The 13,657-nt window shown below is 68.7% G+C and carries 14 protein-coding genes; 11 read left to right on the top strand and 3 right to left on the bottom strand.

The window, feature by feature from the left end:
• Nucleotides 1-55: 55 nt before the first annotated feature.
• A complete protein-coding gene (locus tag J2Y49_RS01415) occupies nucleotides 56-607 on the bottom strand; it encodes an invasion associated locus B family protein (RefSeq protein WP_310111273.1) in 552 nt (183 codons plus the stop codon).
• Nucleotides 608-839: 232 nt separating this feature from the next.
• Here J2Y49_RS01415 and J2Y49_RS01410 point away from each other — a divergent pair, with 232 nt between their 5' ends.
• From J2Y49_RS01410 to J2Y49_RS01385, 6 genes are all read left to right on the top strand, one after another.
• Nucleotides 840-1,214 (top strand): response regulator, encoded by a 375-nt coding sequence (locus J2Y49_RS01410; protein WP_310111270.1) that lies wholly within the window; start codon nucleotides 840-842, stop codon nucleotides 1,212-1,214.
• 171 nt (nucleotides 1,215-1,385) lie between these two features.
• Nucleotides 1,386-3,026 carry an HD domain-containing phosphohydrolase gene (locus J2Y49_RS01405; protein WP_310111267.1) on the top strand — a complete coding sequence of 547 codons (1,641 nt, stop codon included), beginning with the start codon at nucleotides 1,386-1,388 and terminating at the stop codon, nucleotides 3,024-3,026.
• A 122-nt stretch (nucleotides 3,027-3,148) separates the two neighbouring features.
• Nucleotides 3,149-3,397, top strand: coding sequence for a DUF1272 domain-containing protein (locus J2Y49_RS01400; RefSeq protein ID WP_149223895.1), 249 nt, complete (start codon nucleotides 3,149-3,151; stop codon nucleotides 3,395-3,397).
• Nucleotides 3,398-3,505: 108 nt separating this feature from the next.
• Complete coding sequence (locus J2Y49_RS01395; protein ID WP_149223894.1) at nucleotides 3,506-4,141, top strand: glutathione S-transferase family protein; 636 nt, start codon at nucleotides 3,506-3,508, stop codon at nucleotides 4,139-4,141.
• Between the two features lie 75 nt (nucleotides 4,142-4,216).
• Complete coding sequence (locus J2Y49_RS01390) at nucleotides 4,217-5,398, top strand: M20 aminoacylase family protein (RefSeq protein ID WP_310111262.1); 1,182 nt, start codon at nucleotides 4,217-4,219, stop codon at nucleotides 5,396-5,398.
• 7 nt (nucleotides 5,399-5,405) lie between these two features.
• Nucleotides 5,406-5,873 carry a protease complex subunit PrcB family protein gene (locus tag J2Y49_RS01385; protein ID WP_310111260.1) on the top strand — a complete coding sequence of 156 codons (468 nt, stop codon included), beginning with the start codon at nucleotides 5,406-5,408 and terminating at the stop codon, nucleotides 5,871-5,873.
• 113 nt (nucleotides 5,874-5,986) lie between these two features.
• On the opposite strand, the gene J2Y49_RS01380 is transcribed toward J2Y49_RS01385, so the two are convergent.
• Nucleotides 5,987-7,732, bottom strand: coding sequence for an EAL domain-containing protein (locus tag J2Y49_RS01380; RefSeq protein ID WP_310111257.1), 1,746 nt, complete (start codon nucleotides 7,730-7,732; stop codon nucleotides 5,987-5,989).
• 535 nt (nucleotides 7,733-8,267) lie between these two features.
• On the opposite strand from J2Y49_RS01380, the gene J2Y49_RS01375 reads away from it, so the two are divergent.
• From J2Y49_RS01375 to J2Y49_RS01365, 3 genes are all read left to right on the top strand, one after another.
• Entirely contained in the window at nucleotides 8,268-9,107 is an 840-nt protein-coding gene (locus tag J2Y49_RS01375) for a universal stress protein (protein WP_310111255.1), read from the top strand.
• 327 nt (nucleotides 9,108-9,434) lie between these two features.
• A complete protein-coding gene (locus tag J2Y49_RS01370; protein WP_063635493.1) occupies nucleotides 9,435-10,355 on the top strand; it encodes a replication protein RepA in 921 nt (306 codons plus the stop codon).
• 350 nt (nucleotides 10,356-10,705) lie between these two features.
• On the top strand, nucleotides 10,706-11,476 hold the full coding sequence (locus tag J2Y49_RS01365; RefSeq protein ID WP_310111246.1) for a sulfite exporter TauE/SafE family protein: 771 nt from the start codon (nucleotides 10,706-10,708) through the stop codon (nucleotides 11,474-11,476).
• A 28-nt stretch (nucleotides 11,477-11,504) separates the two neighbouring features.
• Here J2Y49_RS01365 and J2Y49_RS01360 read toward each other — a convergent pair whose 3' ends face one another.
• Nucleotides 11,505-12,416, bottom strand: a complete 912-nt coding sequence (locus J2Y49_RS01360) for a methyltransferase domain-containing protein (RefSeq protein WP_310111244.1) — start codon at nucleotides 12,414-12,416, stop codon at nucleotides 11,505-11,507.
• 125 nt (nucleotides 12,417-12,541) lie between these two features.
• Between J2Y49_RS01360 and J2Y49_RS01355 the strand changes: the two genes are divergently transcribed.
• Together J2Y49_RS01355 and J2Y49_RS01350 are read left to right on the top strand one after the other, a co-directional pair.
• Nucleotides 12,542-12,808, top strand: coding sequence for a flagellar biosynthetic protein FliQ (locus tag J2Y49_RS01355; RefSeq protein ID WP_310111241.1), 267 nt, complete (start codon nucleotides 12,542-12,544; stop codon nucleotides 12,806-12,808).
• A gap of 13 nt (nucleotides 12,809-12,821) precedes the next feature.
• A complete protein-coding gene (locus tag J2Y49_RS01350) occupies nucleotides 12,822-13,589 on the top strand; it encodes a ComF family protein (RefSeq protein ID WP_310111238.1) in 768 nt (255 codons plus the stop codon).
• Nucleotides 13,590-13,657 lie beyond the last annotated feature (68 nt).

Genomic DNA, 13,657 nt, shown 5'->3' with positions numbered 1-13,657 from the left:
AGCGTGCGGAGTCAAAAGACTCGAGGGGAAAAACCCGAGTAAACCGCTGCGGCGATCAGCGCTTCACGCCGCAGGCCTCGTTGATCGCATCATAGGCCTGCCCGACGCCGGCCAGGCTGTAGGTGTCGGTGGTCTTCGTGCCGCGGCCGGACACGCCCTTCACCACCATCTGCCTGCCGTCGCGAAGCGCCGCCGTCACCGCGCGGTCGCTCTCGGCATCGCGGGCCCAGGCGGTCTCGCCATCGGTGAACAGCTTGAACTCCTTGCCATCGACCGAGACCTCGGCTTCGCTGCCCTTCTTGAACGGATAGCCGACGATGATGCTGACGACGTCCAGGGTCTTTTCCGACGGGCGGTGGGTGACCAGCGCATAGATGTCGCCGCGCTTGGCCTTCGGCTCCGTCTTCTTGGGCTGGCTGGAGATGTAGCAGACCTTCTGCCCCTTCTCCTCGAACGCGAAGGCGTTCCAATCCTTGAAGGTGCCGAGATGGCGCGGGTCGGCGGCGGCGGCCGGCGCGGCAGTCAGGCCGGCGGCAAGAAGCGCGGAGAGGACAGAACCGGCAAAGGCGGCCCCGGCAAATCGGCGGACGGCGTTGGGAAGCAACATCGGTCTTGCGTCTGCTCGTTGTTGGTCCGTGGGGTGCGGGCGGACACTACCCCAAACGGACAGACCATTCCAAGACCGGCAGGCCTGAACCGGCCCGTTTCTCACAGCCGGCAGTGCACGCCACGTGACATTTCGACACGCTTGAGGACAATGAGCGGTCACAAACTTGCCGCTGGCGTAACCTGAGGTTCACGCTATACCTGCGCCCGGCATGAACGCGACGGGGACTGGCATGGCCAAGCTAATGGTGGTGGATGACGATCCGGTCACGCGCAACCTGATCCGCACGATCCTGACCCGCGATGGTCATGAACTGACCCTGTGCGCCAGCGCCCCGGAAGCCATCGGCATCCTCTATGTGGAGAAGTTCGACCTCGTCCTGACCGACATCATCATGCCGGACCATGACGGGTTCGAGGTGATACAGGCCGCGCGCACCCTGCGTCCGGAGATGCCGGTCGTCATCCTGTCGGCCATCGAGGACAAGGTTCCGTCCGAGTTGGCCGCCGCCGCCTTCGCCAAGCTGGGCGTGACGCGCGTCATCTCCAAGCCGGTCAACCCGACCCTTCTCGCGTCGGAGGTGGTGGCCGCCCTCGTCGCAGGGTGAGGGCGCGGGCTGACATTTCCGGTCGGGCGGTACGGCACGGCGCCGCGGGCGTGGTTACATCGTCGCAGGCATGGATATCGCCGGCCGACCTTTCGTCATCGGTTGAATGAATGTCCGTATGGGATTACTTTGGCGGACGCGCAGCACGCACGCGCAACCGCTGAGAATGCCATGCTCCACGACGATGCACGGCCGGAGATGGCCGGTCCGGTCGCCAAGCCGCCCTTCAAGGTCCTGGTCGTCGATCCCGACCCGTCGCTGCTGGCGACATCCCGGTCGGCGCTGGACGGGCTGTCCATCGAAGGCGCCGGCATCGCGCTGCTGGGCGCCGCCTCCGCCGCCGAGGCGCGCAACGCGCTGCAGCAGCATCCCGACACCGCCCTGATCCTGCTGGAGATTGCGCTGGAAAGCGAACGGGCCGGGCTGGATCTGGTGACCCACCTGCGCCGCGAGCTCGGCAACCAGCGCACCCGCATCCTGGTCTGTGCCGGCAATCCCGGGATGACGGCGGAGGATGAGGCGATCGCCGCCAACGACGTCGGCGACTGGCGCGTGAAGGCGGAGCTGACGCCGCGAGCGCTCCGTGCCGCCGTGGCCGGACAGCTGCGCACCTTCGCCAGCCTCCAGGCACTGGCCGCCGGGCGCAAGGGGCTGGCCCGCATGCTGGTCGCCACCACCGGCCTCCTGGAGATGCGCACGCCCGACGTGCTGTTCCCCAACATCCTGCCGCGCGTGGTCGGGCTGCTCGGCATCGGCCACCATGCGCTCCTGTGCATCCAGGGCGACACGCTGCCGCGCGACCGCAAGATCCGCGTGCGGGCCTCCACCGGCCGCTTCGCCAAATGGAAGGACGTGGAGGTTTCGGCGCTCGGCGAACCGCGGGTGGAGGCGGCGCTGGAACGGCTGTCGCCCAGCAGCGAAACCATCATCGAGCCGGATTTCTGCGCACTGCGCCTGCGCGCCAACGGCGGCATCACCGGCATGATCTATGTCGAGGGCCGCAACGACGGCACCGCCCGCGAATGGCAGCTGCTGGAGTTGTTCCGCAACAAATGCTCAATCGCCTTCGAGAACGCCCTGCTGATCGAGGAGCTGAACACCTCGCAGAAGGCCACCGTTCTGGCGATGGGGGCGCTCGCCGAATACAAGGACAACGCCGCCAGCGGCCATTTGCAGCGCATCGAGAGGCTGGTGGGGTCCATCGCCCGCGAGCTGCACCAGCGCGGCAAGTTCGGTGACGAGCTGGACGCCGATTTCGTCGAGAAGGTCGGGCTGGCCGCCCTGCTGCACGATGTCGGCATGCTGAGCGTATCGGACGAGACGCTGGGCATGCCGGGCGAGCTGACCGGCATCGATATGCAGATGATCCAGCGCCACACCGAGATCGGCCACCGCATCCTAGCCGAGGCGGCAGTGCCCCTGCGCGGGCGGTCGCTGCTGTCGATCGCGGCGGAGATCGCCCGCTACCACCATGAACGCTATGACGGGTCGGGCTATCTGGAAGGGCTGAAGGGCAACGCCATCCCGATCGGCGCCCGCATCATGGCGGTGGCCGACGTGTTCGATGCGCTGATCACCAGCCGCCAATACCGCGGCGCATGGCCGGTGGAGGACGCGATCTCCTGGATCGTCGAGCGGGCCGGGCGCGACTTCGACCCCGACGTGGTCGACGCCTTCGTCCATGTCATCCGCCGCTTCCAGACCGACGATCCCGGCTGGTTCCCCAAGGCCGGCAGCGGTCACGGCATGCTGGGCGGCGCCATCGGCCGCAAGCTCCGCGCGCTCTTCGGCCGCCGGGCGGAGGCGATGTAAGCACGTCCGGAGAAGGCCCATCGCTTTTGGCAGGATCTTCACGCCCAAGGGCATCCGCGCCACTCCCCGCCCGCCGCATCCCCGGCTATCCTCATGGCGCATCCCAAACCGGAGACCGCGCCATGCTGGACCTGCGCCCCAACTGCGAATGCTGCGACCGCGACCTGCCGCCCGCGGCGGAAAACGCCTATATCTGCTCCTTCGAATGCACCTTCTGCGCGGATTGCCGCGCCCGTCTGCCGGGGCAGCGCTGCCCGAACTGCGGGGGCGAGCTGGTGCGGCGGCCGATCCGTCCGGCATCGAAGCTGGCAGCCAACCCGCCCTCGGCCACCCGCATCGTGAAGCCGGACGGCTGCGCACCTCTGTTCTGAGTCCCCCGAATTGCCAGCGCTGTCGCTGGCGTTCGCCGCGCAAATCGGCCAGACTGTGCCATCGCTCGCGGGGAATCGCCCCGTGCAGAGCGCAGGGACCGTCACCGCATGCTTACGCTCTACAGCTTTCCCACGCCCAACGGACGCAAGGCCTCCATCCTGCTGGAAGAGTTGGGGCTGACCTACGCCGTCCATCGCGTCGATCTGGCCGCCGGCGAGAACAAGCGGCCGGATTTCCTGGCGATCAGCCCGATCACCAAGATCCCCGCCCTGGTGGAGGAGTTGCCGGGCGGCCGGGTGCGTCGCCTGTTCGGCTCCGGCGCCATCCTGCTGCATTTCGCCGAGCGCACCGGCCGCCTGCTGCCCGAGGACGAGGACGAGCGGGCGGAGGCGATGAGCTGGTTCATGCTGGGCGTCAGCGACCTCGGCCCCACCGCCATCGACATGCAGCGCTTCGCCGCCCGCGCGCCCGACCGCATCCCCCACGCCATCGACCTGTACAAGGGCGAGTTGATGCGCTGCTATTCGGCGCTGGAGGACAGGCTGGGCGTCGCGGAGCATCTGGGCGGCACCACCTACTCCATCGCCGACATCGCCTGCTTCCCCTTCATCGCCGCCGCGGCGGTGGCCGGCGGCGGGCTGCTCGACCGCTTCCCCCACCTGAAGCGCTGGCACGACGCCATGGCCGGCCGGCCGGCGGTGCGGCGCGGCATGGCGGTTCCCGAGATGGCCGTTCCCGGTTAGCCATTCCTTTCCCGTAACGACAATTGCACCACCTTCCCAGAACGGCATCCGGCCGTTCCAACCAGCGTTAGAGACATGCCGATCAACAACCGCATCGCCGCTTTCCAGGACGACATGACCGCGTGGCGGCGCGACATCCACGCCCACCCGGAACTTGGGTTCGAGGAGGAGCGCACCTCCGACATCGTCGCCGCGAAGCTGGCGGAATTCGGCATCACGGTGCATCGCGGCCTGGGTGGAACCGGCGTGGTCGGCACGCTGAAGGGGCTGGGCACCGGCAGCGGCCGGGCCATCGGCCTGCGCGCCGACATGGACGCGCTGCCGATGCCGGAAGCCAACGACTTCGACCATGCTTCGCGCCATGCCGGCAAGATGCACGCCTGCGGCCATGACGGCCACACCGCCATGCTGCTGGGCGCCGCCCGCTATCTGGCGGAGACGCGCAACTTCGACGGCACCGTCCACTTCATCTTCCAGCCGGCCGAGGAAGGGCTCGGCGGAGCGAAGCGGATGATCGACGACGGCCTGTTCCGTCAGTTCGACTGCGAGCAGGTCTATGGCCTGCACAACTGGCCGGAGCTGCCGGCCGGCCAGATCGCCGTCCATCCCGGCCCGGTGATGGCCGCGGCCAACCAGTTCGAGATCCATGTGACCGGCCACGGCGCCCACGCCGCCATGCCCCACCGCGGCATCGACCCGGTGCTGGTGTCGGCCCACATCATCACCGCGGCGCAGAGCCTGGTCAGCCGCGGCACCAACCCGGCCGACAGCGCGGTGGTGTCGATCACGGTGGTGGAGGCCGGCACCGCGGCCAATGTCATTCCCGACGGCGCGCGGATGCTCGGCACCATGCGCACCTTCACGGAAGAAAACCACCGCCGCATCCAGGAGCAGTTCGCCCGCCTCGTCTCCAGCATCGCCGAAGGGCTGGGCGCCAAGGCCGAGTTGCGCTTCCGCCCCGGCTACCCAGCCACCGTCAACAGCGAGCCGGAGGCGCGCGTCGCGGCGGCGGCGGCGGCCAGGGTGGTGGGCGATGAGAATGTGGTCTGGGCGCCCGCCCCGACCATGGCGGCGGAAGACTTCGGCTATATGCTGAAGGAACGGCCGGGCGCCTACATCTGGCTCGGCCATGGCGGCCACCGCGGTCCCTCCTGCCGCCTGCACAACCCGCATTACGATTTCAACGACGCGATCCTGACCACCGGCGCCAGCTATTGGGCCTCGCTGGTCGAGACGATCCTGCCGCGGAGCGCCTGACCGTCCCATGAAGCTGCCGTCCCGTCTCCGCCTGATCCCGCTGGTTCTCGTTCCCACCCTGCTGCTGGCCGGCTGCCAGACCGGCACCGACCGCGCAGAGGGCAACCTGCTGCCGGTCCAGGCGGAGGCCGGCACCGTCTGGCAGGGCAACCACAGCGGCGCCGCCGAGCGCGCCTATGTGGTCGCCCGCGACGGCACCGAATGGACGGCGCTGTGGGCGCGGGTCGGCGAACCGGCCCCGACCTCCCTGCCCGGCGGCCGGATGGCGGTTGCGGTGTTCCTCGGCCCCCGCGACACGGCGGGCTACGGCGTCACCATCGACAGCGTGCAGCAGAAGGGCGCCGATCTGGTCGTCGGCTACCGCGAGACGGTTCCCGGCCCGGCCCAGGCGGTGGCGCAGAGCCGCACCAGCCCCTACGCCATCCGCCTGCTGCCCAGCGCGGCGGGAACGCCGAAGTTCGTCCGGGGGAAGTGAGGGGCGGGAGAAGTGAGTTCGGGGATGGTAACGTTAGAACCCCCACCTTAATCCTCCCCCGCTGGGCGGGGGAGGATAGGTGGGGGCCTAACTCCGGCGCCCTAAACCACCCCTCACCGCGGCATCTGCCACGGCAACTCCCCGCCCACCAGCTTGCCCGCCTCGTCCGGCGGCAGCGGGCGGGCGAAGTGGTAGCCCTGGCCGTAGTCGCAAGCCAGCGCCCGCAGCAGATTGGCGTCGGCGCTGGTCTCGATGCCTTCGGCGATGACGTCGAAGCCGAGCAGGCGCGCCAGGTCCATGATGATGCGGACGATGGCGCGGTTTTCCTCCGACTGGTGCATGGCCGAGACGAAGGAACGGTCGACCTTCAGGCTGTCGATGGGCAGCTTGTGCAGGTAGGACAGCGACGAATAGCCGGTGCCGAAATCGTCGATCGACAGCTTGATGCCCAGCGCCCGCAGGTCGCGCAACAGGCGGATCGACTGCTCCGCCTTGTCCATGACGGCGCTTTCCGTCAGCTCCAGCTTGATCCAGGACGGCTCCACTCCGGTCTCGCGCAGGACATCGCGCACGACCTGGACGAAGTTGGGGTCGGACAGCTGGTGGGTGGACAGGTTGACGCTCATGAACAGCGGGGCGGAGCCGGGTTCGCGCCGGTCCTGCCACGCCGCGATCTGCAGGCAGGCCTGCCGCAGCACCCAGGTGCCGAGCGACACGACGAGGCCGGTGCTCTCGGCGATGGGGATGAAGATGCCGGGCGGGATGTTGCCGCGTTCCGGGTGGTTCCAGCGCATCAGCGCCTCGAACCCGGCAAGCCCGCCGGTCACCATCTCCACGATCGGCTGATAGGCCACCCACAGGTCGCTGCCGCTGGCCAGCGCGCCGCGCAGGTCATGCTCCAGCCGCACCTGTTCGACCACATGGGAATGCATCGCCGGATCGAACCAGGCCTGCCGGCCGCCGCCCTGTTCGCGGGCGCGGGCGGTGGCGATCTCGGCGTCGCGCAGCACGTCCTCCGGCCGCTCGTGGCCGGGCTGGGCCTCCACCACGCCGATGCTGGCCGACAGGAACACCGTACCGCCGGAACTGGAGCGGGCGGAGCGCACCACCGCCGCCAGCTCGTCGATGGCGGCCTCCAGCGCCGGCCGGTCGCAGGTGCCGCCGGCCAGCAAGGCGAAGGCATGGTCGCTGACCCGCGCGATCAGATCGAAGGCGGCGGCCTGCGCGCCCATCCGCTGCGCCAGATCGTCCAGCAGCTCGTTGGCGAAGCCCTGGCCCATGCTGCTGCGGATTTCGGCGAATCGGTCGATGTCCAGGATGACCAGCGTGAACGGCTCGCCCATGTTGCGGTAGTCCGCCATGTGCTTCAGCAGCATCAGGCGGTTGGCCAGCCCGGTCACGGGATCGTAGTAGGCGAGGCGGAACAGGTCGTCCTGCACCTGCCGGCGTTCGGTCATGTCCTGCAGGATGACGAAATAGCCGGAGATGGCGCCGCCGTCCGACCGGTGCGGGGCGTGCAGCCGCGTCACATAGCGCTGCTGCCCGTCGGCCTGGGTGATCCACCCCTCCGTCTGCACCGTCTCGCCCGACAGCGCCCGTTCGGCCAGCGCCTTGGTGCTGCGCTGCAGTTCCGGTCCCAGATGCTGACCGATGGTGGTGCCGACCGCCTTTTCCAGGCTGGTCCCCATCATCTCCAGATAGGCACGGTTGGCGTAGATGTGCCGCCGCTGCGGATCCATCAACGCCACCCTCACGGTCATGGCGTCGAGAATCTGACGCAGGGCGTCAAGCCCCGGTGCACCGGAGGCGGCACCCGACAGAGCGTCGGCCAGCGCGGAGATTCGGGGATCTGGACTCATGGCGAGGTTAGAGCGGGGTACTCATCAGGAAATCGATCCCCAACACTTACGCGAAGTGTCACCCGCACGTCAAAACCAAAGGCGCCCGGCGGCAGCAGAGCTTGGAGGTTTCTACAGCCGGTGCGACGAAGACACAGCCGCATATTATAGTATTCACTCAAGTCCGGGTTGCAGGTTGAATCGAACCTCAATCCCGGCTTTTTGTATCGTCCGGCACATTCGTTCGGGGAAGATCGATATGTCGGCAGCGCTCCTTGCCACACTCCTTGCGGCCTGGGATTGTATCCTTGCACAGCCATCCGCTCCGGAGTCGTTTGTGTGCGGTGCAGGAACGCGAAGAGGGCATGGCTGTGCCCTGTAAAGGAAAGACATCGGCGACCGTCGACGGCCTTATACTGCCAAGGCAAGTGGGGCCAACGCGTGCGGGCCACCGCAAGTGAGGTTATCCCGCCCGGCACCGCCCCGCCCGTGCATCGCCCCCGGCTTCGATTGGCGATGGCGGCAACGATCACAATCAATGGGCAGGAATTACGCCATGGCTCTCAAGGACATTCTGGTGGTCGTCGACGATACGCCCGCGTCCGCAGCGCGTCTCGACCTCGCGGCCCAGCTCGCGGCCCGGTGCGATGCGCATCTGACCGCGCTCTACGCCTTCACCGACGTCGTGTTCCCCGGCTATATCGAATCCCAGTTTCCGCAGGAACTGCGTGAGAGCCGCCGTCAGTCGCGCAACGACCAGACGGCCCAAATGGCTGCGGCCTTCAACGACGCCATGCGCCACAATGGCCTGACCGATCGTTCGGAATGGCTGGTTCAGGAAGGCGACCCGACCATCGCCGCCGCGGTGCGCGGCCGTTACGCCGATCTGGTGGTGGTCGGCCAGCCGGATCCGGACCGCGACCGCGACCAGCCCGTCGCGCAGCCGGCCGATCTGCTGTTCGAATGCGGGCGGCCGCTTCTGGTCGTGCCCTATGCCGGACGCTTCTCCTCCATCGGCGAACGGGTTCTGGTCGGCTGGAACGGCAGCCGCGAGGCCGCGCGCGCCGTCGGCGACGCCATGCCGCTGCTGAGCGCCGCAAAGCGCGTCGTGGTTATGGCCGCCAATCCGAAGCGTGGTCCCAACGGTCTCGGCGACGAGCCCTGCGCCGACATCGCCCGCCATCTGTCCCGCCACGGCTGCCGCGTGGAGGCCACCCACGTCGCCACCGACGTGGTGGAGCCCGGCGACACCGTGCTGAACATGACCGCCGACGAAAGCTGCGACCTGCTGGTGATGGGCGCCTATGGCCGCTCCCGCTTCCGCGAACTGGTGCTGGGCGGCATGACCCGCTTCATGCTGCAGCACATGACGGTTCCGGTGCTGATGAGCCATTGAGGGTGAATGGGGCGTCGCCTGCCGACGCCCCTGCCCGTGGGGTTAAGCGACCACCCGCCTCCCGAGTCCCTCCGCAACCGCCGCGAGTCGCCCCTCGGCACCCGTGGGGAAAAGCGACCGCCCCCATTTGTCCACGCCGTGCCCCGTGGGGCAAAGCGGCGGATTCGTGGGGAAAAGCGGCGCGACTCGGGCTTTCCCCATGGGGTTAAGCGGCGACTCAACTAATAAGTCTAACAACTAACCGTCGATTAGCCCGGTCGCCTAACCCCACATTGACTCCACCGCCCGCCGCTCACCAGGATGCCACAACATCCGGGCGGGGCGGCGATGGGCGACATACACAGGCTGGTGATCGAACATGGACGGGACAAGGCGCGCGCCCTGGTCCGTCCCGAGGATCGGACGCTGGTGGACATCGCCGCCGACATCCTGGCCGACGAAAACCAGCATCTCGGCATCACCTACAGCGGCTTCTGCCTGACCAGCCTGCCGCACAAGAAGCTGGCCGATGACGCCCCCTGGGAAAAGCGCGGCCATCAGGTGACGCTGCTGGTCGAACCGGGCCGGCTGAAGGTGAACGGCAAGGTGAAGCTGTTCGGCGTGCCCTATGGCGCGCGGGCGCGGATGATCCTGATCTATCTGCAGACCCAGGCGGTGCGCACCGGCCGGCGCGAGGTGGAGCTTGGCCGCTCGATGCGCGACTGGCTGACCCGCATGGGCATCAGCGTCGGCGGCGAGACCTTCCGCGGTTTCCGCGAGCAGTCGCTGCGCATCTCCGCCTGCACCCTGAAATTCTTCTGGGACGGCGAGAATGCCGACGTGTTCGAGAAGGGCGGCATCGTCAAGCGCGGCCTGATCTTCCACGACGACCTCGGCGACGACCGCCAGGGCACGCTGTGGAACGACGTGGTACAATTGGACGAGACCTTCTTCCAGGCCCTGCGCGACCACCCGGTCCCGCTGCTGGAGGAAGCGGTGCGGCAGTTGAAGGACCGCTCCCTCAGCCTCGACCTCTATGTCTGGCTGGCCTACCGGCTGCATTCGCTGAGCCGGCCGCAGCCGATCTCCTGGCCGTCGCTCTATGCCCAGTTCGGCGCCGGCTACGACCAGATGAAGCATTTCAAGCCGCGCTTCGTGCAGGCCCTGCAATATGCCCTGGCCGCCTACCCGGACGCCAAGGTCGAACCGGCCGACGACGGCGTCGTCCTCCACCCCAGCCGCCCGCCCATCGCCCGCCTGCTGGCGTGAAGGCATGATGGCGTGGGGTTAAGCGACCGCGTGTTGGCTGTCGAATGCCCCCACCTAACCTCCCCCGCTGGGCGGGGGAGGGACTGCCGCGGCTCTCCCGAACGAGCGCCAATTCCCTCCCCCGCCTAGCTCTCGCACAAAGCTTCGCTTTGTGCTGACGCGGCAGGCGGACCGTAGGTCCGCTGAGAGCGGGAGAGGGTTAGGGTGGGGGTTCTAACGTCGCAAAGCACCCGGCACCGGTCGCTTCCCCCCACACCCCAAAGCGCACCAAATCCATTGACCCACGTCATTGGGCCACCCTCCCCTCCCCCCTAAGATCGCCACAAGTTCCCGAATCGAAGAGGTCCGCCTTGGACGCCCTGTCGCTGCTGGATGCCGGACTGAACCAGTGCGCCGTGGTCATCGACCGTGACGGCGGACTGCTGCTGGCCCTGCTGACCGCCGGGCTGGTCGGCGGCACCACCCATTGCACCGGCATGTGCGGCCCCTTCGTGCTGGCGCAGGTCTCGGCGCGGCTGGAGCGGGTGCCGCTGTCGGCAATGTCGGAATTGCGGCGCCTGACCGGGGCGGCGGTGCTGCCCTATCATGCCGGCCGGGCAACGACCTATGCGCTGATCGGCGCGCTGTCGGCCTCGGTCGCCGGCCATATCGGGGCACTGCCCGGCCTGCGCTGGCTGTCGGTGGCGCTGCTGGCGTTGGCGGCGCTGTTCTTCCTCGGCTATGCCGCGCGCAGCGTGCTGTCCTGGCTGCCGAAAGCACCGTCGCTGGGAAGCGGCGGCGTTCAGCGCTGGTGGGGGGAGCGGGTGTCCGGCCTCGCCCGGCCGCTGTTCGGCAACCCGACCGGCTGGCGCGGCTATGGGCTGGGGGTGGCGCTGGGCTTCATCCCCTGCGGGATGCTCTATGGCGCCATCGCGGTGGCGGCGGCGAGCGGCAGCGCGCTGACCGGTGCGCTCGGGATGACCGCCTTCGCGCTCGGCACGGTGCCGAGCCTGCTGGCGGTGGGGCTGGCCGGCCATGTCGCCGGCCGCACCTGGCGGACCGCCGTCGCCCGCGTCGCCCCGGCGATCATGCTGGTGAACGCCGGGGTGCTGGGCTGGATGGCGTGGAAGCTGGTTGCGTAAACCAGCCCCTCACCCCCCTCGGCGTGCTTCAGTGAATACCGCCGCCCTTCAGCGCGTCGCCGAGCGGAATCTGCCCGCTGCCGGGCTTCAGCGGCTGCTGCTGGCTTTCATGCGGCGACCAGCCGGCGAGATAGAGCACCTCGAAGGTCACCGGGATCCGCCCATCCGGCTCGGCATAGAGCTGGGCGTACCGTTGGGCCGCATCGAACAGCATGGCGCGCGTGGCGGGAACCTTGCGCCGCGCCAGCACCGCGTTGGTCTCGCCCATGCCGCGCAGTTCGCGCATCAGGGCGAAGGCGTCGGAATAGGTGACGGTGATGACGTCGCTGTCGACCACCGGCAGGGCGAAGCCGGCACGTTGCAGCAACCCGCCGGCATCCTTGATTTCGGCGAAGGGCGACACGCGGGGGGAGACGCCGCCGGCCACCTCCATCTCCGCCTCGTACAGGCAGCGGCGCAGTTCGGCCAGCGTCTGGCCACCCAGCATGGAGGCGCAGAAGAAGCCGTCGGGCTTCAACGCCTGCCTGATCTGCACCAGGGCGCCCGGCAGGTCGTTGACCCAGTGCAGGCTGAGATTGCTGACAACAAGGTCGAAACTGCCGGGGGCGAAGGGCAGGAACTCCTCGTCGGCGGCGATTGCGGCGGTGACGACGGAGTTGCCCGGACCGCCGGCGGCACGGGCGAAGTCCGGCGACAGGTCGCAGGCGACCAGCCGCTCGATCCCCTTGCGGCCTTTCAGGATGCGGCCCATCGCCCCGTCGTGGCAACCGACGTCCAGCGCCAGCGGAAAGGGACGGATCACGTCCTCCAGCCGGTCGGCCAGCCGGTCGGCGATCTCCTCGAACAGGAAGGAGTGGTCGGAGAATTCGGCGACGGCGCGGTCGCGGCGGCGGCGGACCAGCGCACGGTCGAAGACGGTCATGCTGTCGGGGCTTGTCATGGCCGCACTATACCCCAGCCCGGCGGCACCACAACCGTGCTACACTCGCCGCCCAGCCACATTGTCAGCACCACCACCTCCGATCGGCCGAGCCCGACCGGACTTCCAACCGGACAGGCATCAGCATGGGCATCGATGAGGCCATCGCCGTCAGCCACGAAGCGCTGATGGTCATCCTGAAGATCTCGCTGCCGCCGCTGGGCATCACCGCCCTCCTGTCGGCGGTGATCATGCTGTTCCAGAGCGCCACCCACATCAACGAGCCCTCGCTGCAGCAGGATTCGAAGTTCTTCGCCACGCTGCTGATCCTGTTCGTCACCGGGCCGGCGATCTATCTGGCGCTGCGCGACTACACCGGCGTGATCTTCGAACGCATCGCCATGCTGCAGTGACGGGACCGGCCGGATGCAGACACCCGCCCCCTTGGCTGGCCCCCTTGCCGGATTGGGCCGCGCCGCCGCAGGTGCGGCCGCCAGACTGCTGGACGCGCTTCTGCCGCCGCGCTGCCTCAGCTGCGGCGAGGCGGTGGACCGGCAGGGGGGACTGTGCGCGCGCTGCTGGACCGGCCTGAGCTTCATCGCCCCGCCGCTGTGCGCCTGCTGCGGCGTGCCCTTCGAGTATGAGGCCCAGGAGGGCGCCCTGTGCGGTGCCTGTATGGCCGCCCGTCCGCCCTTCGCCCGCGCCCGCGCCGTGCTGGTCTATGACGACGGCAGCCGGCCGCTGGTGCTGGGCTTCAAGCATGGCGACCGCATCCATGCCGCCAAGGCCTACGGCGTCTGGCTGGCCCGCGCCGGGCGGGAATTGCTGGAGGACGCCGACTGGCTGGTGCCGGTGCCGCTGCACCGCGGCCGGCTGTTCCACCGCCGCTACAACCAGGCCGCCCTGCTGGCGCAGGCGCTGTCGCGGCATAGCGGCGTGCCGGCCATCCCCGACTTGCTGCAGCGGCGGCGCGCCACCCCGACCCAAGGCGGGCTGGACCGCCAGGGACGCCACCGCAACGTCAAGGGCGCCTTCCGCCTGCGGCCGGGCCACTCGGTCGCGGGCAAGCGGCTGGTTCTGGTCGACGACGTGCTGACCACCGGGGCGACGCTGGCCGAATGCACGCGCGTCCTGCTGCGTGCCGGGGCGGCCAGGGTGGACGTGCTGACGCTGGCCCGGGTGGTGCTCCGCTGACGCTTGAAAAGGGCCGGATCCGGCGATGCTGACCGGCGTTGCGCGCGGGTTGCAACGTCTGGCGCCTC

The sequence above is a fragment of the Azospirillum sp. BE72 genome (assembly GCF_031455875.1).
In the GTDB taxonomy this organism is placed as follows: domain Bacteria; phylum Pseudomonadota; class Alphaproteobacteria; order Azospirillales; family Azospirillaceae; genus Azospirillum.
Note: the sequence above shows the minus strand (reverse complement) of the source record. Positions and strands in the feature narration are given on the sequence as shown.